This window comes from Alcanivorax sp. 97CO-5, from assembly GCF_000524665.1.
GTDB classification, from domain to species: Bacteria; Pseudomonadota; Gammaproteobacteria; order Pseudomonadales; family Alcanivoracaceae; genus Alcanivorax; species Alcanivorax borkumensis.
Window position 1 is genome coordinate 376145 of sequence record NZ_KI965888.1, and the last position, 19028, is coordinate 395172.

A 19028-nucleotide genomic window follows, 5' to 3' on the forward strand; every position below is an offset into this window, starting at 1 on the left:
ACGTCTTTGAGGTTAGCGTGCTCTTGGGTAACGCCGGCTGTCAGTCCGGTTATGCTAGGTTTCATTCGGCTTGCACGCCAAGGGCCGCTCAGGCCCCAGGCGTGGGCGGCTAACGGTTTAGAAACTCAGTGAAATGGCAAGGTAGGGCCCGCCAATATCCAGGTCGGTATCCAGATCATTCACGTCATCGAGCACGATATTCATGCGGCTGTACCCCAGCTCCAGCCCTAACAGATAATCCGAGCGCCAGCCTATCCGAGCGTTATAGTCATTCATTTTGCTGCCATCATAGGCAATGGCGTTTACTTCCCCTCCCACATACAGGCCGGATAGGGGCAGCTTCGCTCGGATGCCGCCATGGAGCATGGGGACGGTTTCATTAATGCTCAGGCTGGTTTCTTCCGTTGGGCCGTCGAGTTGAAGATCGCCGTCCATACGCCGCACGGTGAGGCCAAGGTCGACCTTAATAGCGTTGTTGAGAGGACTGAAATAAAGGGTTCCGTCTACCATTTCCAGGTCGAAATCAGTGGCTACCCGAGTATTGGCAACAAACGTTTGTCCGTTGAATTCAATGTTTCTGCTGATGATACTGCTGGCGCTATCGGATAGATCGATATAACGCAGGCGAACATTGGGCACCAGCGGTACGCTATGTTCCACGCCCAAATAAAGTACGTTTTGGTCCGCCTCATCGAAGCCTAGCTCATCTTGCATACTGATGTCCGATCCTCCAGACGCTACATGGCCTTCCAGTTCTGTGTCCCAAGTATAGCCACCCCCATAAATGGTCAGGCCGGGGGCTGCATGGGCGAAAGGGGCGGTGGTCAATAGCGCGGTTAGGAGTAAGCTGGCACGTTTCATGAAGGAGCCCTCATTATTCTGAATTTGTTCCAGTATTGCAGGTGTGGAGGGTGGCACCAAGTCCATGCGGAGTCTGCTATCATTACGAACATACCGTGTTAATTGTTTGTTAGTGCCTTAAGGTGCTGCCTGAACCGATGATGACCCTATGTTCCTTGATGAAATGCCTGGCAAATTTCGCTACCCGCAGCCGGAAGATGCTGAAGATAAAACGCTGTTGGCCGATATCCAGCGCAAGGGCTGGCACCACTTTGCCGTTTCCGGCGGTGATGGCCTGCCCGGTTATACGTTCAGCGTGGGGCACTTTCTCAATCTGAATCACCCGGAATTGATTGTGGTCGGCCTGAAAGACGCACTGGCCAGCAAATTGTTGGATAGCGCGGCGGTTCGTATTCGTGGGCTGAAAAAACCTTATCAGCCGTACCGCCTGTATAACGACATTGCCGATGGTCTTGAAGTGATGTTCTTGCCGGTGGCTTTTCCGCACTACAAGGAATATCTGGGTTTCGCTAACTGGTTCTACCAGAGCCTGCCGGCACCGTATCCGGCGTTGCAGATGGTCTGGCCAGATCCGAAAGGCGTGTTCCCTTGGCAGCCCGGTTATGATGCGCGTTTTCATCGTGCTCAGCCGTTGCTGGGTAAGGCTCCGGCCTCGCCGCTAGGCCAGCGTTAATAGTCTGTCGACGGCCCTTCCTGAGAGGGGGCATCTGTTTATGGAGAAAGAGAGAGCATCATGGCGAACTCACTGCAGAAGCAATTAATGAAAGCGGGGCTGGCGGACGAGAAAAAAGCCCGCAAGGCCAAGCAGCAGAAGCGCGAGGATGTAAACAAAGCCAAGCGCGGCGAAATCGAGATGGAAGATCCAGCAGATCGTGCCCGCCGCCTGCGCGAGGAAAAGGCCGAGGCAGACCGCCAGCGTGAGGCCCAGCGTAAGGCCGAGCGTGAAAAGAAAGAAATCGCCGCACAGATCAAGCAGATGATCGAGCAAAGTCGGCTAGAGCGAAATGGAGAGGTCGCCTTCCAGTTCGTGCAGGACAAGAAGATAAAAAAAGCCTACGTAACCGGTAACCAGCAGAAGCAATTGGAACGGGGGCAGATCGCCATTGTCGCCTTAGGTGAGAGCTTCGAGTTGGTGCCCACTGTGGTAGCGGAAAAGATTCGTCAACGGGACGAAGCTGCGGTGTTGTTGCTCAATGAGCGTGGCACTGAAACGGTGGACGAAGATGATCCCTATAAGGACTTTCCGATCCCTGACGATTTGATGTGGTAAGGCGTGCTGTACCTGCTACAAGCGACAGTCCAGGGTTCCGCAGATTCCTCCACTCACGTTTTCAACCAAGCAGGCCAGAGCCATGACCGTAACCCCTAAACTGGGCACCCGCCATTCCCTTGAAATCCTAAAGGTCATCCGCAATGGTTTGCTGCTCGATGGCGGCGAGCTGGGCGAGGTGCTGCTGCCGTCGCGGGAAGTGGAAAACCAGTCTCTGGCTCCCGGGGACAGTGTCATGGTGACGCTGTACAGTGACGGTGAAGCTCGCCCCATGGCGAGCTTGCGGACCCCGAGAATACAGCTTGGGCAGGTGGCGTTATTGAAAGTGGTGTCCACCAGCAAGATCGGTGCGTTTGTCGATTGGGGCATGCCTAAGGATTTGCTGCTGCCGTTTGCCGAACAGAAAGGTCCAGTGCGGGAAGAAAGCTGGGTGTTGGTGATGTTGACCACGGACCGGGAAGGACGACTGATGGTCAGCGCCCAACTGGACCGTTTCCTATCAGATACCTGCCAGGCGTATCAGCAGGGTGATGAGGTGTCGTTGGTAGCGGCGCACAGCACCGATCTGGGTTACAAGGTGGTGGTGGATGATCATGCCTGGGGGATGATTGCGGCCAGCGAGTTACGCGCCCCGCTGCGTCCGGGCCAGCGGGTGACCGGCTATGTGCAGCGTTTGCGTGAGGATCAGAAACTGAGCCTTTCCCTGAATGCGCCGGGGGCGGCCAAGAGTGATGGGCTAACGGAACAGATTCTGGCGGCGCTGGAAAACGCCGGCGGCGAGTTGCCACTGGGTGACAAGAGTTCGCCGGAAGTCATTTTTCAGACCTTCCGTTGCAGCAAGAATGCCTTCAAGCAAGCCATTGGCGGCCTCTACAAGGCCCGCCGGATTGTCATTGAGAAAGAACGTATCTTCTTTCCTGAAGGCGAATAGTGGATAGCGCCCCGACGTATTCCATCCGGGGCGCTATCCGCGTGACAATTAGAATCGATAGTCCATGTTCAGGCTGTATTTGCGAGCATCTCCGCAGTAACCCCCGTTATAAAACCCCAGGTTATTGAAGTACTTTTCGTCCGTCAGATTGCTCACGTTGGCGCCCACGGACAAGGCGGCGGTGACTTGGTAGCGGGCCATCAAATCCACCAGCGTGTAGCTTTCCTGAACGAACTTGTAGTCGGCGCTGGCCCCGGGGCGGGTTACGAACGCATAGGTTTTGTTCTGCCAAGATACTGCTGTGCCGATAGTCAGGCCGTTCAGGTCACCGCGGAAACGGTACTGGGTGGACAGACGAATCATGTCTTCCGGTGAGGTGGTGTTTAGCTCGTCGCCATCCGGGTCTTCGGTAATGCGGTAGGTGTAGCCTGCCTGTACCTGCCAGCCAGGCAGAATCTCGCCGGCTGCTTCCAGCTCAACGCCATTGGTTTCGGCGCCATCCACGGCGCGGTAGGCCTCGGCGTTGGCTGGCCCGCCGGGAATGGGCTGGCCGGTGGATTCGGCCAGGTTATCCTGATTGATACGAAACACCGCGACGGTGGTGTTTAGACGGCCCTCATTGAGCTCACTCTTCAGGCCGGCTTCGTAACTGTTGCCTTCTTCCGGGGCAAGAATTTTATTGTTGATGTCGCGCACGGTTTGCGGTTGAAAGATGCGGGTGTAGCTGGCGTACACCGAGTGGTGATCGGTTAGGTCATAGACCACCCCCAGGTAGGGAACCACTTCGCCATTTTCCTGATAGGATTCGTCGTCAATCGGGCCTCGCCCGTTAAAGCCTGTGGTTTCTTGTTTCCAGTCCACAACTTGCCCGCCGGCAATAACAGCAAGACGATCAGTGGGTTTGAAGCGGGCGGTGGCGTACAGGCTTGTTTGGCTGCTGCTCTGGTCCTCCACGGTGGTTGGCGCGGCCCAGGCCGGTTTTGGAATGTCGCCATTCCAATTAAGCAGGTCCGGTACCACGTTATTGATACTGACCGGTGACTGGCCGGTGTAATCGCTCTCGGCGTCCGAATAACTGGCACCCACCACCAGTTCATGTTGGCGGCCAAACAGTGTGAAGGGCCCGTTGGCGTAGACATCGAAAGTGTCCTGGGTTTTGTCTTCTACATAGCGTCCGGCCCATAGTGTCTTGCCGCTGCCATCGCGATTAAGCTGGCCGCCACCGGCGGAGGCTAGCTGAGCGTCGTAGTTGCTCTGCTGATTATTGTAGGCAAACTTGCTGTACCAGCCGTTTTCGAAATGGTGCTCCAGGTTCAGGAAAATCGTCTGGGTATCCCGGGCCCAACGGCTCCAGTCGGTGGCCGGGTTCAGGTCGCGGTCCAGGTCGGCGATGCCGCCGTCGCTGTAGAACAGCGGGATGCCGCCCCAGGTGGAGCCCCTGGGATCATGATCCATGTAGTCCATGCCTACGGTGAGCAAGGTGTTGTCGAATAGGTCAGCTTCGATCACCCCATAGAAGATCTGTTTGTCGTTTTCGTAGTGATCCAAAAAAGAGTCGCCCTGTTCGTAGGCGCTGACGAAGCGGCCGCGAACCCGGCCATTGTTGGACAGTGATCCGCTGGCATCGAATTCTCCGCGATAACCATCCCAGCTGTTTAGCTCCACACCCACTTGGCCAGTAAAATCACGGGTAGGTTTTTTGCGTACCAGGTTCACGGTGGCAGAGGGCTCGCCAATGCCGTTGAGCAGCCCGCTGGCGCCGCGCAATACTTCGATGCGGTCGTAGATGAACGTATCGGAAAGGACGGCTTGTTTCGCCTGGCCGGCCCGCGTGGAGGGAATGCCGTCATAGAGGAAATTGGTGATGTCAAAGCCACGGGCAGACAGTTGCAGGCGTTCTGTGTCCAGTGTTTTTACGGTCACCCCCGGGGTGCGTCGCATGACATCAGCCACACTGTTGAGGTTGAAGTCGTCCATTTGCTGGCGGGTTATCACGGAAACGGATTGCGGTGTTTCACGGGGTGACAGCACCATGCGGGTCGCGGTATTGGTGGCGTTTGTGCCATATCGATCGGTGCCTTCGGTGGTCATACTGGCATCATGCTTATCCATGCCACTGGTGCTGACATGGATATCGCCCAGTGTATGTGCCTCGCTATCGGTTATGGTGTCGGAATATGCCGCGCCGGATGCCAGCATAAGGCTGGCCAGGGCGGAAAAACGCAAATCAAACATGGTTCCCCCAGTAATGAATAGTATGCAGTAGCGATGCACGCAGGGTATGCGGACATCGGGAAGGTGATAGCTGGGGGGAGCCTGGCGAGAATCACTTAATGCAAATGATAATGGTTTTCATTTTTGAATCAAAGTAGCCATGGAGCTACCTGTGAGGCCGGGACGATGATTATGCTGTAGGCGCTGTAGCGGCGGAGATAAGCGCAGAAGCCCTGCCACAAAGTGATGGCCCTCGCCTTTTTGCATGGGTAAGGTTTGCCATACTATTCCTCTCTGAATAGAGATGATTGACGATAATTAAGGAGTAACTATGAACGCTTTCCGTTTTGGCCTGATGGGGGCCTCTTTGTGTTTGGTTTTGAGTGCGCCGGCCCAGGCGTTTGACCTGAAGTCCATAACTGATTCGGCTAACAAGGCCGTGAGTGACGCCTCTGACAAGGCCTCCTCCAGCGTGAATCAGGCCAATGAAGCTGCCACCGGTGCCATGGATAGCGCCAACAGTCAGCTGGCAGTGACCGGTGAAGCCAAGGCATTAGTGGACTCTCTCTCAACCGACCTAGGCGTCACGCAGCAACAGGCGGCAGGCGGTGCCGGTGCCTTGCTGGCTATGGCCCAGAGCAACCTGTCAGGTGATCAGTTCAGCGGCATCATGAACAAGGTGCCGGGTTTGGATTCGCTGCTGGGTAGTGGTGGTGGCGTGGCGTCTTCCATGCTGGGTAATATTTCGTCCCTGCAGGGCGTATCCACAGCCTTTAGCGCCCTAGGTCTGAGCCCGGAAATGATCTCCCAGTTCGCACCGAAAATTCTCGGCTTTCTGGATGGGGAAGGCGTTGGCGCCACTGCCTTGAACAGCCTGAAAGGTGTGTGGGGTGTGGCAGGTTAAGGTGTGATTGAGCGGCGCCTTATGCCGTATTGACGGGCTGTTGGCAGGCAGGGTGGGGACTTTCGCCTTGTCTGCGTTGTTGAGTAATTCATGGATTCATTGTCACAGGCCGTGTTGGGCGCCTCTGTGGGCGGCGCCGTTCTTTCCCGGCCTCTGGGTCGCTGGGCTTTACTCGGTGGTGCACTGCTGGGGACCTTGCCCGATCTGGATGTGTTGATTGACTACGGCGATGCGGTGGTTAATTTCACTGAACATCGCGGCTTCAGTCATTCCCTGTTGGTGTTGCTGCCCGTCTCTTTTTTACTGGCCGTTTGCCTCGCTCGCTGGCAGACGCGGATTTCCCTATGGCGTTGGTGGTTATTCACCGGCTTGTGCCTGATAACCCATCCGTTGCTGGATACATTCACTACCTATGGCACGCAACTATTCTGGCCCCTAGGTGACCCGGTGGCCATTAGTAGTGTCTTCATTATCGATCCGTTTTATACCTTGCCGCTGCTGATTGGCGTGCTGTGGACGATAGCAAAACCGTCGTCGTCACGGGTGCTGATCGGCGGCTTGGTGCTGTCCTCGTTGTATCTGGTCTGGAGCCTGGCTGCCCAGTATGCGATGACCCAGCGAGTCATGCCGGCCCTGGCTGAACGCGGACTTTCAGAGGCGCCACGATTAGTGCAGCCAATGCCGTTCTCCACTTTGCTGTGGCGGATCACCGTGCTGGGTGAGCAACAGAGGCTAGAAATTCTCACAGGCCTCCTCGATCAGGATGTGCCGTTGCAGGTGGAATCATTTCCCCGCGATGCGTCACGGTTGGCAGCGATTGAGGCGCTTCCCGCGGGGCAAACTCTATTGCACTTTACCCGAGGTTTTGTGGCGGTAGAGGTGCATGGTGATGAGCTGCTGGCCACGGATATTCGTCTTGGGCTACCTGGGCTGCATCCATTCCAGTTTGTTTTGGCTACCCGCCAAGGGGCAGAGTGGCAGCCCTTAATGGCCACCCGCCGGGTACTTCGACCGATGACACATCCGCAGGCCTGGCCGGCACTGTTGTCTCGCACCCTGTCGCGTCCGCCGGGGTTGTGTTTGTCTACCTTGTCAGCGGCGGTGGATGGTCGCGGTTGCCGTTAATCCCACAGTAAAGGCGCTCATGGATGCGGCTGTAACGGTTTCTTTCGTCGCTGGTGATGGTGGCAGAGCCATTCAACCCGGGCATGATCGGGGTTAGTCCCAGCCAGCAAGAACCAGTTTCCCCACTGTGTTGCCAGACTCCAGCCGCCGGTGGGCTTCTTTCAGGTTGGCGGCATTAATGGTGCCCAGGCCTTCGCTGACGGTGGTCTGGACTGTGCCTTGATCCACTAGTTCGCTGAGCCGGGTAAGGATGTCGCCTTGATGCTGCATGTCGGTAGCGAACATGGCGCGGGTGAACATGAATTCCCAGCTGAAGCGCGCGCTCTTGGCCTTAAGGGGGTTCAGGTCGAGAGGCGCACGGGCGTCGACGATAGCGCAGATGCCTCCCAGCGGTGCGACGGCTTGGCAGGCAGTGGCCCAATAGTCGTCCAGATTTTGGGTAATGAAGATGCCGTCAATCTGCGGGCAACCAATGGCGTCCAGCTGCGCTAGTAATGGCTTGCGGTAGTCCACGATATGATGAGCGCCGAGGCTTTGACACCAGTTGGCAGAGGTTTCGCGACCCGCAGTGGTGATCACCTTAAGACCAAAATAGTGGGCGGCTAGCTGGATAGCGATGGACCCCACTCCTCCTGCGCCACCGATCACCAGCACACTTTTCCCCTCACACTCTCCGGCTTGAAAACCGAGCTGATCTTCCAGGGCCTCCCAGGCGGTTAGTGTGGTGAGGGGGAGTGCAGCCGCTTCTTGCATGCCCAGGCTATTCGGTTTTTTTGCCACTAGCCGTTCATCAACACACTGGTACTGGGCATTGCTGCCCTGGCGTTGCACGGCGCCGGCATACCAGACCCGGTCGCCGACGTTGAAGTTTTCCACTTCCTCGCCCACCGCTTCCACCACGCCGGCAGCATCAAACCCCAGTACCCGGTAACCGGGCTGCTCCAGGGGGCGTTGGCGAAGCTTGGTATCAATGGGGTTGACCGAGATAGCGTGTACGGCCACCAGTAGGTCCCGGGGGGCGGGCGAGGGAAGGTCCAGCTGGATGTCCTCCAGGGCGTGTACATCTTCTATGGCTCTGGGCCGATTGAATCCAATGGCTTTCATTCTGGCTCCCTCGTGGATCGCTAACGTATTCTTTCAAATGCTGTTCACAATGATTAAGCATACTTGGCTGCGCAGACTATGCCACAGTATGGATTGATCGTCTGGTAGCAGGCCATTCCTGCGCTTCGGGATAGTGAAAGGGAGAGCACAATGAAGTTTGCAGAATACCGCCAGTTTGATGCCATCGGGCTTGCCGAGCTGGTGGCGCGGGGGGAGGTCACGGCAATGGAATTGCTGGAGCTGGCGATTGCCCGTGCCGATGCGGTGAACCCGCAATTAAATGGTTTGATTATTCCATTGTATGACATGGCCCGAAAGCGCGCCGCGGGGCCATTGAGCGGACCGTTGGCGGGTGTGCCCATGCTAGTAAAAGATCTTTTTCAGGAAATCGGCGGTGCGCCCAACTATCAGGGCAATAAAGCGCGCAAGGCTCGTGATGTCCATGCGCAAAGAGATTCTACCCTGGTGGCACGCTGGAAACAGGGCGGGCTGGTACCATTCGGCCGCACCAATACCCCGGAGTTTGGCGCCAAGGGCGTTACCGAGCCGGATTCGTTCGGGCCGGCGCGTAATCCCTGGAACGTAGATCACACTCCCGGTGGTTCGTCCGGGGGCTCGGCGGCTATGGTGGCTGCAGGTGTGGTACCGGTGGCCGGCGCTAATGATGGTGGCGGTAGTATCCGGATTCCCGCTGCCTGTTGTGGTCTGTTCGGGCTCAAGCCGGGCCGTGGGCGCACCCCCTGGGGGCCCGAATTCACTGAGGCCATGCATGGAATAGCGGTAAACCACGCGCTGACCCGCAGCGTGCGTGACAGTGCGTTGCTGTTGGATATTACCCAGGGTGACGAGCGCGGTAGTCTGTTTCAGATTGCTCCGCCGGAGCAAGCTTACGCCCTGTCTGCGGCTAGCCGCCCCGGCAAGCTGCGTATCGGTTTTTCTACTCGCTCGCCGCTAGGCACCGATGTGGATTCGGAGGCGATCCGGGCGGTGGAGAAAACCGTGGCGTTGTTACGGGACTTGGGCCACGAAGTGGAAGAGGCTGAGCCACAGATGGACGCCAAACAGATGTGCATGGATTGGCTATCGGTTTGGTTTGGCCAGTGTGCTGCCGAGGTGGATGAGGTGAAAACGATGACCGGTTGCGGTGATGAGGGCTTTGAGCTGGATACCTTGGCCATTGCCGCTTTTGGCCGTGCTACCCCGGCCCATGAATATGTGAAGTGCCAGACCCGTTGGCAGTTATACATGATCGCCATGGATACCTTCTTGGAGCAGTACGATTTCTGGTTGACCCCTACTCTGGCGTCCCCCCCTGTCGGTATCGGCGCTATGGCGACACCGCCGTGGCAGCAGACCGCTCTGAAGGTGTTGCTCAAGGTCGGCGGGGAAAAGCTGTTAATGAAGACCGGCATGATTGAGCAGGTGGCCATAGAGAACTTCAAATACATGCCGTTCACCCAGTTTGCCAATGTCATTGGTGTGCCTGCCATGTCGGTGCCACTGCACTGGTGTGATTCTTCTTCAGGAAACGTGGGCCTGCCGCTGGGTTCCCAGTTTGTTGGTGGCCATGGGGATGAAGGCAAGCTGCTGGCGCTGGCGGCGCAACTGGAAGAGGCGGCTCCGTGGTTCAATAAGGTGCCGATGTAATGCCCTGTCGGAACGTATCGCAAGAGATGGTTCGCAAGGTTCCCGAATGTTGCTCTCCTCGTTGGTCAACAATCAGAGGAAAGCTTACAAACATTACAAAATAAATATTGTTCGCATTTGATAATGGTTATTGTTTAGGGAATACTCTCCCCCGTTTTGATTGATATGGCAATACGGGGGTAGAGGATGAAGCGGTCTTTGGGAATGCCAATTCTGGTAGGTGTTGTGGCTAACGGCTTAGCTATGCCGGCGGTTGCGCAAGAGAATACGGTCCATGAACTGGGTGCGGTCACGGTAGTTTCTGCCGCTGGTTTCGAGCAGAAAATTACCGATGCCCCAGCCAGTATTTCGGTAATTAGCCAACAGGAACTGCATAGCCGGCCTTTCACCTCCGTGGTGGATGCGGTGCGTGAGCTGGAAGGGGTCGACGTGGGGGAAACCCGTGACAAGACGGGCCAGTCCACTATCTCCATGCGCGGCATGGGGGCGGACTATACGCTAATCCTCATTGATGGCCGCCGGCAAAATAACCACGGCGATATCTACCCCAACAATTTTGGCGGCAACCAGTTTAATCATATGCCGCCGCTAGAAGCCATTGAGCGCATCGAAGTTATCCGTGGGCCGTCGTCCACTCTTTATGGTGCGGATGCCATTGGTGGGGTGATTAATATCATCACCAAAAAAGAGTATGAAAAATGGGGCGGCAGCATCAACGTGAGTCGCACTATTCAGGAATATGACCAGTACGGTGATGCGACCTCAACGGATTTCTCCGTGTCTGGCCCGTTGGGCGATCAGTTTGGCCTGGCGTTGCGAGGCAGTCTCTACGACCAGGATGCATCTAGCCCGGAATACGATCCGGTGACCGATCCTAGTGGGGTACTTCAGGAGCGAGAACTGGGTTTCGGCAGTGGTGGTCGTACTGTAGACAATGAGGACACGGCTCTGGGTTTCACTTTGAGATGGACCCCCACGGATAATCAGCGTATCTCGCTCGATTATGATGATTCCGTGCAAACCTACGACAACTCAGAGAGTCAGTTGGGTACCCATGATAGCGCTGACCGCCTACCTCGGGCGGGCTATGCACAAGACCAGGAGTTCACCCGTGAGCAAATAGCGCTGACTCACGAGGGCGAGTGGGGCTTTGGTTTGAGCAATGTTTCGTTGACCTATTTGTCCACCAATAATGAAGGGCGCACCTTGCCACTAACCGCGGATGAGCGTCAGCAATATGACGACATCGTTGCGACCAATGCGGATTGTGTTGCGGATGCCGGCAGTGACGCCTGCCTTGCCGTGCTAGGCTCCACTTTCTTACCACGCCCGGAGCGGACTTTGGAAAGCAGCGAGCTGCGCCTGGACGGTAAGCTGGACCTGCCCATCAATGATCAGCACTTTGTGGTGGTAGGTACCCAGATTCTTCGCGGTGAGTTGGAAGATGGCGTGTTCGGCCTAGAGAGTGGTGACGCGGGCGAGGTGTTTGAGAATAATTTATGGGCGCTGTATGCCGAAGATAACTGGACGCCGGTGGAGCCGTTTACGCTGACAGCGGGTGTGCGTTACGACAACCATGAAACCTTTGGCGATCAGATTAGCCCGCGCCTCTATGGTGTTTATACGCTTTCACCAAGCTGGACAGTGAAAGGCGGTGTCAGCACGGGCTATAAGACCCCCAAAACCACTGACTTATACGACGGCATTACCGGCTTTGGCGGGCAGGGCACACGCCCCTGGGTGGGCAACCCGGATTTGGAGCCGGAAACCAGCGTCAATTCTGAAATCGCTCTTTATTGGGAAAGTCCGAACCGACATAGCGCTAACCTGACGGTGTTCCATAACGACTTTAAAGACAAGATTGTTCGCCAAGACAGCGCGTTGTGTTCAGCCACTGGTGGACAAACGCCCTGTGTGGACCTAGGGGACTATGACACGGTGGGCGGTATTGTTACCCAGCCAATGAATGTGGATGAAGCGGTGATTCAAGGTGTGGAAGTGGCAGGGCGCTACCAGATCTCTCCGCGTTGGTCGCTACGTGCCAATTACACCTATATCGACAGTGAACAGAAAAGCGGGGAAGAGAAAGGCTACCCCCTCACCGGTACAGCACGGCATATGTTTAACGGCACGCTGGATTGGCAAACCACCCAGGCGTTTGCCATGTTTCTGACGGTAGAAGGGCGCCAAGATCGCTTCCGGGGCTTTGGCAGTACAGATGCCAGCGGTGGTGAATACTGGAAGGACTATGAGATTTATCACCTTGGTGCCCGTTTGGCGCTCAACAAATCTGTCACCTTGCATGCCCGGATTAACAACCTGCTGGATGAAGACTTTACTACCTATGATGTGGGCTTCGTGAATGACGGTAGCGGTGGCTATGATGTGGAGTACTACGATGACTACAACAATAAGGATGCCCGTCGTAACTTCTGGGTGGGTCTGCAAGCGACCTTCTAAGTGATGTTCCGAAAACTGGGCTGCACTCAAGTGTCGTCGTGAGATTGAAAATAAAACGGCATGGTGAAGGAATTCGCCATGCCGTTTTACTATTGCGCGACAGCCTCTCTCTTGGAAGCTGGAGACTAATACTCCCGTTACAAAACGGCAGCTGCCTGGGCTGCCGGAGAGCGTGCCAGATAATCTAGGGCCTGTTGAGTATCGCCTTCATTGATTGGGTGAAACCGCGGCGATACCCAACGCAGGGTGGCGTTGAATAAGAAACTAAAGGTGGGCACGTTTTGTGTTTTCTGGCCGACTTGCTGCAGTTGAATGAGGAGCTGAGGAAGCAGCTTGCGAGCTAACTTACGGGTTTCTTTATCTGGGTCTTGACCTGCCAGGCTCCTGCCGCCTTCCGCAATGAAATAAATGAACAAGGGGAATACCAGTGCCATTAATGCCTGGCGGCTGACGTAAAAGCCTAGTTGAGTCTTGCACAGATGTTCAAACAGGTCGTAGGCAACAGTGCGGTGCTCTACTTCTTCGGCCAAGTGCCACTTGAATAGATCGACCATGGTGGCGTCGCCGTTTTGTTCCCAGCTTTCGTTATCCATGGCCCATTGGCCAAGCACACCAGTGAAGTGCTCGATGGCGGCGATGATGCCAACACGCAATACCAGCCAGTTTTTTTTCAGGGGCTTGCGCTTTAGCAGTGTTAAACCGAAGGGCGCATCTGCCAAAGCCGTTCCAAACAACCATTCCACTTTATTCAGGAAGGGCGCCACACGTAAGCCATGACGCTCAAGATACATCTGCGCTTTGCTGTGGGCACGCGAGTGCACGGCTTCCTGACGAATAAAGCCTTCTACATCTGCTCGAAGTTGATCGTCTTTAATTAAAGGAAGCGCCTGGTTATAAACTCGGCAGAACCACAGCTCACCTTCCGGTAGTAACAAGTGAATACCGTTGATGATATGAGTAGAGAACGGGTCATCGCGCAGCCAATGCAGTGGTGTATCGTCAAAATCGAATTGCACCCGCCGAGCTTTAATTTGATGGCGAACAGCGTTGTTCATGATGTCCGGTCTCCGTGAGAGTGTATAACTGTGTACCGACATAATTACCGTGGGTAGGCACGACCAATTGTACCGGCCAGCCTGCTTCGTGTTTTTTGGATTGATTCGCTTGTGCCCAGCGTTAGCTCGATACAGCTGCATTCCCCATTTTCCGTCATCGCCGATAGTGTAGGCATTCTAAGCGCCTTGGCTGTGAACGGTGGTGGTCATATGGGCTCCCAAAACAGGACGGGGCCGTATCTAGACGACGTCAAGTTGGGAATGTATCAGTGGCCAGTGTAACGGTCAATATGCGCCTTATGACACAAGAATGAATGCTTGGCGGGCAAAGACGCTGGAAGGTGGGCTGGTGCGAAATGAAGGGGTGAGAAAATAGAAACGGCGACCCGTAGGCCGCCGTTAGTAAGGTTGGAGCAGTGGATCAGGGATTAATTACTGATCGTTGCGTTTGGGGCGCTGTCAGGCGCACCTTTTACAGAATGAACCTTGTTTATCTTTACGATGCTACGGCCATCGTCATGGTCCACTTCGCCGGTAAAGGAAAGTCGGGTGCCGGCTTTCAGCGGACGTTCTGCAGTGAGATCTTCATCTAACTCGATCTCGACTTGGCCTTTGATGTCGCGCAGCAAATAACGCTCATCACCGAGTGCCTGAACTACTTCACCTTCCATGCGCACCTCAGTACCTTCCTTGATGCCCTGAGTGATCGCTGCGCTGTCAGTGGTAATGGTCTCGCCAGCGGTAACGGTGGCGGTAGCACCCAATAGTATTGATGCAAGAATCAATTTCTTCATGAATCATCCTCCTTGGTAGATGTCTCACTAAGTTAGTGGCGGATAAGGGGGGATCGTTCCCGGTGTTTGTAAAAGTTCAGTTAAAGCATGCTATGGGTGGGGGGGGGGATAAGCTGTCACACAGGGGTGGGGGAGGATCATAAGGAGGCAGCACGCCGTGGACGGTCTTGCCCTTCAGCTGTTCTTGTTCACTTTGCAGTATGGAGACCGGCCTGGCCATCAGGCCCCGTTGGCTTGGGGAAGCGGGGGCCACCAGTCGCTAACGGCGCCGTTTTCCCATACCGCCAAGTCTCCGAATTGCAGCAATACAAATTCGCTTTGTGTGGGGCGGAGGAATAATTGATCGTCGACCTGTAGTGCGGTGTCTTTGCTGGCGTTGTACATCATCTGGTTACTGCTGGCGCCATATAGCGGGTTGGCCTGGATGCTAGGCGGAGAGATCGGCTCGGCTTTCCAGTAACCCCCGTAAATAAAATAGCTTTGCCGGCGATTGGTGTCCCAGCTTTGCCAGAGTTCGCCCAGTGGTAGTGGGCCGGGCAGGGCGAGGCCATTCAGTTGCTTGATCACCGGGGCGGCAATAAAGGCCGCGGGTTGGAAGCGTTGCAGTAGTGGCAGATCGAAGTCGCTGGCTTTGACTAGGCAGGAGCCGGCACTGAGTTCGTTGACCACGGTGCTGTCGTCATAGAGCGCTAGCGTTGGGCTGCCGGCACCGTTAAAGCACAGGTCTTGTTTTCGATAGGCCGGATTCAGTTGGTACAACCTGTGGATATACTGCTGGTAGAGGGCCTCCGTTTCCCGGTGGCCTTCTTCTGCGCTCTGTACAAAACCGGGTAGTCTACCCACGTGAGCGTCGTAGCCCATGAAGCCACTAAAGCGTAGCTGTTCGGGGTGGGCCTCAATCAGCGCGATCATGGCGTCCAGTTGCTGGGGGTCGGTAAGCCCGCCCCGGTGCAGGCCCACATCGATCTCAATGTTGATGTTGAGATGTCGTTGCTGCTCGCGGGCAAGGCTCAGGTATTGCTCTAGGCGAGAGGAGGAATCAATCAGCCACTGCAGTTGTTGGTCCGGTTTGAACGGGCTGGGATGGCTCTGTTCATTGTGGCTCAACTCAGAATAGAAACGTCGTGCTGCCCGAATCGGCATGGGTTTACCCAGTAGCATGTCACAGCCGGGTTCGGCATCGGCCAGAGCGTTCATAAAAGGTTGATGGAATACCATTATCCGTCGGCTGCCGGTGTGGGTCATTACTTCCTGAATAAGGGGGACGCTGGGTAGGGATTTGGCCACGATACGAAGCTGGCAGTGGCGGGGCATCATGCTCATCAGTGTCTTGCAGTTGGCGGCCAGTCGTTGGCGATCGATGAGCATCAAGGGGCGGCCCGGTCCGGCGCGACGCAGGTAGTCGTTGATGGTTTGAAAGTAATCGCCGTGGGGTTGGCCCTGATTGCTCGGCCTTAGCAGCCAGCCACTGGCGGCCAGGGTGGCCATCGCGATTAGAAGTCCACGGCGTTTCATAAACGCCCCCTTTTGCTATCAATGAAGACGGTGCAGGCAAACCTCGCACTACGTAAACAGCGTCTTGAGATGGTCATTCAGCATGCGTCCTTGTGGGTCCAGCTCACGACGTACCGCTTGAAAGCGCTCAAAAGCGGGGTACAACTCCGTCAATTCTTCGCGTTCCTGGCTGTGAATTTTGCCCCAGTGGGGGCGTCCGGCGTAGCGGCGCAGAATAGGTTCAACCACACCGAAGAGGGGCTGATAGTCCTGTTCGTAGTATTGGTGTATAGACAGGCTGGCGCTGGGTTGCTGATAGAACATGGATAGCAGGTTGTTGTCGGCGGCCACATAGCGAAATTCAATGGGAAAGAAAACATTGATGTCATGCTGACGAATGGCGTCGCACACTTCTTCCAGGCAAGCCATGCCGTCTTCAGCAGGCACGCTGTATTCCATCTCGTTGAAACGTACGGTGCGATGGTTGGCAAACACCTTGTGCGACGGCCCGGTGAAGGTGGCTTCTTCGACAAATTTCGTGGCGAGCGTTTGCAGGGTTGGGGTCAGCCAGCCGGCATGCATGGCCAGTTTGCAGGCCATTTCCAGGATGTCATTTTCATTCTGGCGTGGCGGGCCATTCTTCGGGTCGTCGGTGATTTCCAATGTTTTGACGATGGCCTGCTTGCCGAGCGGGAAGGGGAAAATTTCAATATGGCGGTAGTTGTCTTTCTCCTTCTGCACATAATCCATGGCGTCACGAAGGGGCAGAGTCCAGGTTCGCTCCTTGAGTCGATAGGTTGGCTGATGGCGCAAAGTGATGTCTGAGACAATACCCAGTGCGCCGACGTTACAGCAGGCGGCAAGGAAGTGATCCCCGCCATCGGCGTTTAATTCCAGTAGTTCGCCACTAGGCAACATCAGGCGAATAGCATCCACTTGCCCGGATATGCTGGTAAGGCCGGTACCGGTTCCGTGAGTGCTGGTGGCAATGGCCCCGGCAAGGGACTGCAAATTAATGTCCGGTTCATTGCTGAAACTGTAGCCCAGGCTATGGGCCTGGGCGCTGGCTATGGCCAGCCGGGTGCCGCCGCCCCAGGTAAACAGGTCTTCATTTTGGTGGCGTAGTCCCCCCATGGCTTCAAGCGAAATCATGGTGTCGTTAGAGGGGGCCACCGCACTGAATGAGTGGCTGCCACCAAAGGCGCGCAGGGTACCGGTGCCAGACGTAACCGCATCGCGAAGTTCGTCCTGGTTACGGGGGAACAGTAACTGGCTGGGCTTGGCTTGCTGATTCCCTGACCAATTTTGCCAGGTGGCGGCTTTGCTCGTGTCGGCGAGCAGTTGGCTAGGGCTCATTGAGCCTAGAGCGCCAGTGGCGGCCAGGGATTTCAAAAAAGCACGGCGGTTCAGTGACGAAAAAACAGGCATGGGCGACCTTGTTGTATTTTTCGTACGATCGTACCACGCTGGAATTTGGGCGCCACCCTGCTCTGTGAGCCGGCGCCCATTCTAGGATTATTCCGGGGTGTCGATGCCCAGTGAGGACCACATTTCATCCACCCGGGTTTTTACAGCGGGATCCATGGCGATGGCGCGGCCCCACTCGCGGGTGGTTTCGCCTGCCCACTTGTTCGTGGCATCCATTCCCATTTTGGAACCAAGGCCGGCCACCGGAGAGGCGAAATCCAGATAATCAATGGGCGTGTTTTCGATCATCACGGTATCGCGGGCCGGGTCCATGCGGGTGGTCATGGCCCAGATCACATCTTTCCAGTCACGGGCATTCACATCGTCGTCGCAGACGATCACGAACTTGGTGTACATGAACTGACGCAGGAATGACCAAACACCCATCATCACGCGCTTGGCGTGGCCGGGGTACTGCTTCTTCATGGTGACCACGGCCATGCGGTAGGAGCAGCCTTCCGGCGGCAGGTAAAAGTCGACGATCTCGGGAAACTGCTTTTTCAGGATGGGCACGAAGATTTCATTCATGGCCACGCCGAGTACCGCCGGTTCATCCGGCGGCCGGCCCGTATAGGTGCTGTGATAAATCGGGTTGCGACGGTGAGTGATGCGCTCCACGGTGAATACAGGGAAACGCTCCACTTCATTGTAATAGCCGGTGTGGTCGCCGAAGGGGCCTTCGTCAGCCATGTCACCCGGATAAAGAAAGCCTTCCAAAACGAATTCGGCGCTGGCGGGCACTTGCAGGTCATTGCCTATACATTTCACCAGCTCGGTCTTGGAGCCGCGCAGCAAACCGGCAAAGGCGTATTCGCTGAGGGTATCCGGCACTGGGGTGACAGCGCCCAGAATCGTGGCCGGGTCGGCGCCCAGTGCCACGCTCACCGGGAACGGTTCGCCAGGATGTTGCTGTTGCCATTCTTGGAAATCCAGTGCTCCGCCCCGGTGGCTCAGCCAGCGCATGATCAGCTTGTTGCGGCCGATCAGTTGTTGGCGGTAAATCCCCAGATTCTGACGTTCCTTGTTAGGGCCGCGGGTGATGACTAGCGGCCAGGTCACCAGGGGGCCGGCATCATCAGGCCAGCAGGTCTGGATGGGCAGTTTGTACAGGTCCACCTCGTCGCCTTCCAGCACCTTTTCCTGGCAGGGGCCGGAGCTGGACACCTTGGGGCTCATGCTCAGGACCTTGCGAAATACCGGCAGTTTTTCCCAGGCATCACGGAAACCCTTGGGCGGCTCCGGCTCCTTGAGAAACGCCAGCAGCTCACCCAGCTCGCGAAGCTCTGCCACCGAGTCACGGCCCATGCCCAGTGCCACCCGCCGTTCAGTGCCGAACAGGTTGCCCAGCACCGGAGTGCCAAACCCCACCGGGTTTTCGAACAGCAAGGCTGGCCCGCCGGCTCGCAGAGTGCGGTCGCAAATTTCCGTCATTTCCAGTTTAGGATCCACCGGCACAGTGATGCGCTTAAGCTCGCCGAGCTGTTCCAGTTGGCTAATGAAGTCTCGAAGATCGCGGTATTTCATGGCCTTCCTTTTGATCCGGTAACCGAGCGGGTTGTGCGGCGAGTATAACAGTAAGGACGGCAAACGCTGGACGGCAGGAACATGAAGCAAAGAAAAATAAATAAACAGAGGGAAGGGAGCCAACAAAACACGGCAGACTTCACCGCAGGCGAAGCCTGCCGTGTTTTTTCCTATTCGC

15 protein-coding genes are annotated in these 19028 nt (G+C 56.0%); 7 read left to right on the forward strand and 8 right to left on the reverse strand.

All coding sequences use genetic code 11. The features are described from left to right. Positions 1-117: 117 nt before the first annotated feature. Positions 118-861 (reverse strand): TIGR04219 family outer membrane beta-barrel protein, encoded by a 744-nt coding sequence (locus tag Y017_RS07780; protein WP_035460162.1) that lies wholly within the window; start codon positions 859-861, stop codon positions 118-120. Between the two features lie 148 nt (positions 862-1009). On the opposite strand from Y017_RS07780, the gene Y017_RS07785 reads away from it, so the two are divergent. The 3 genes from Y017_RS07785 to Y017_RS07795 all read left to right on the forward strand — a co-directional run bounded on the left by Y017_RS07785 (position 1010) and on the right by Y017_RS07795 (position 3062). Next, positions 1010-1534, forward strand: coding sequence for a DUF4262 domain-containing protein (locus tag Y017_RS07785; protein WP_011589762.1), 525 nt, complete (start codon positions 1010-1012; stop codon positions 1532-1534). Positions 1535-1594: 60 nt separating this feature from the next. Beyond that, positions 1595-2131, forward strand: coding sequence for a DUF2058 domain-containing protein (locus tag Y017_RS07790; RefSeq protein WP_011589761.1), 537 nt, complete (start codon positions 1595-1597; stop codon positions 2129-2131). An 82-nt stretch (positions 2132-2213) separates the two neighbouring features. Next, positions 2214-3062 (forward strand): S1 RNA-binding domain-containing protein, encoded by an 849-nt coding sequence (locus Y017_RS07795; RefSeq protein WP_011589760.1) that lies wholly within the window; start codon positions 2214-2216, stop codon positions 3060-3062. A 48-nt stretch (positions 3063-3110) separates the two neighbouring features. Here the strand turns inward: Y017_RS07795 and Y017_RS07800 are convergent, their stop codons facing one another. Further along, positions 3111-5297 carry a TonB-dependent siderophore receptor gene (locus Y017_RS07800; protein ID WP_035460058.1) on the reverse strand — a complete coding sequence of 729 codons (2187 nt, stop codon included), beginning with the start codon at positions 5295-5297 and terminating at the stop codon, positions 3111-3113. A 310-nt stretch (positions 5298-5607) separates the two neighbouring features. Here Y017_RS07800 and Y017_RS07805 point away from each other — a divergent pair, with 310 nt between their 5' ends. After that, positions 5608-6180, forward strand: a complete 573-nt coding sequence (locus tag Y017_RS07805) for a DUF2780 domain-containing protein (RefSeq protein ID WP_035460061.1) — start codon at positions 5608-5610, stop codon at positions 6178-6180. A 90-nt stretch (positions 6181-6270) separates the two neighbouring features. Next, positions 6271-7305: a metal-dependent hydrolase gene (locus Y017_RS07810; RefSeq protein WP_035460063.1), complete on the forward strand. Its 1035-nt coding sequence runs from the start codon at positions 6271-6273 to the stop codon at positions 7303-7305. A gap of 93 nt (positions 7306-7398) precedes the next feature. Here the strand turns inward: Y017_RS07810 and Y017_RS07815 are convergent, their stop codons facing one another. Continuing rightward, the gene (locus Y017_RS07815; RefSeq protein ID WP_011589755.1) at positions 7399-8409 is read right to left on the reverse strand and encodes a zinc-binding alcohol dehydrogenase family protein; all 1011 of its coding nucleotides are present in this window, start codon (positions 8407-8409) and stop codon (positions 7399-7401) included. Between the two features lie 150 nt (positions 8410-8559). Here Y017_RS07815 and Y017_RS07820 point away from each other — a divergent pair, with 150 nt between their 5' ends. Next, positions 8560-10056, forward strand: a complete 1497-nt coding sequence (locus tag Y017_RS07820) for an amidase (protein ID WP_011589754.1) — start codon at positions 8560-8562, stop codon at positions 10054-10056. 204 nt (positions 10057-10260) lie between these two features. Beyond that, positions 10261-12516 carry a TonB-dependent receptor domain-containing protein gene (locus Y017_RS07825; RefSeq protein WP_231483438.1) on the forward strand — a complete coding sequence of 752 codons (2256 nt, stop codon included), beginning with the start codon at positions 10261-10263 and terminating at the stop codon, positions 12514-12516. 137 nt (positions 12517-12653) lie between these two features. Here the strand turns inward: Y017_RS07825 and Y017_RS07830 are convergent, their stop codons facing one another. The 5 genes from Y017_RS07830 to ubiD form a co-directional block, all read right to left on the reverse strand. Next, positions 12654-13571, reverse strand: a complete 918-nt coding sequence (locus tag Y017_RS07830) for a metal-dependent hydrolase (protein ID WP_035460067.1) — start codon at positions 13569-13571, stop codon at positions 12654-12656. Between the two features lie 428 nt (positions 13572-13999). Next, a complete protein-coding gene (locus tag Y017_RS07835) occupies positions 14000-14365 on the reverse strand; it encodes a NirD/YgiW/YdeI family stress tolerance protein (RefSeq protein ID WP_011589751.1) in 366 nt (121 codons plus the stop codon). A gap of 219 nt (positions 14366-14584) precedes the next feature. Next, the gene (locus tag Y017_RS07840) at positions 14585-15880 is read right to left on the reverse strand and encodes an alanine racemase (RefSeq protein ID WP_035460069.1); all 1296 of its coding nucleotides are present in this window, start codon (positions 15878-15880) and stop codon (positions 14585-14587) included. A 48-nt stretch (positions 15881-15928) separates the two neighbouring features. After that, positions 15929-17287 (reverse strand): D-arabinono-1,4-lactone oxidase, encoded by a 1359-nt coding sequence (locus Y017_RS07845; protein ID WP_051428727.1) that lies wholly within the window; start codon positions 17285-17287, stop codon positions 15929-15931. Between the two features lie 87 nt (positions 17288-17374). Continuing rightward, entirely contained in the window at positions 17375-18850 is a 1476-nt protein-coding gene (ubiD, locus tag Y017_RS07850) for a 4-hydroxy-3-polyprenylbenzoate decarboxylase (protein ID WP_011589738.1), read from the reverse strand. Positions 18851-19028: the final 178 nt, after the last annotated feature.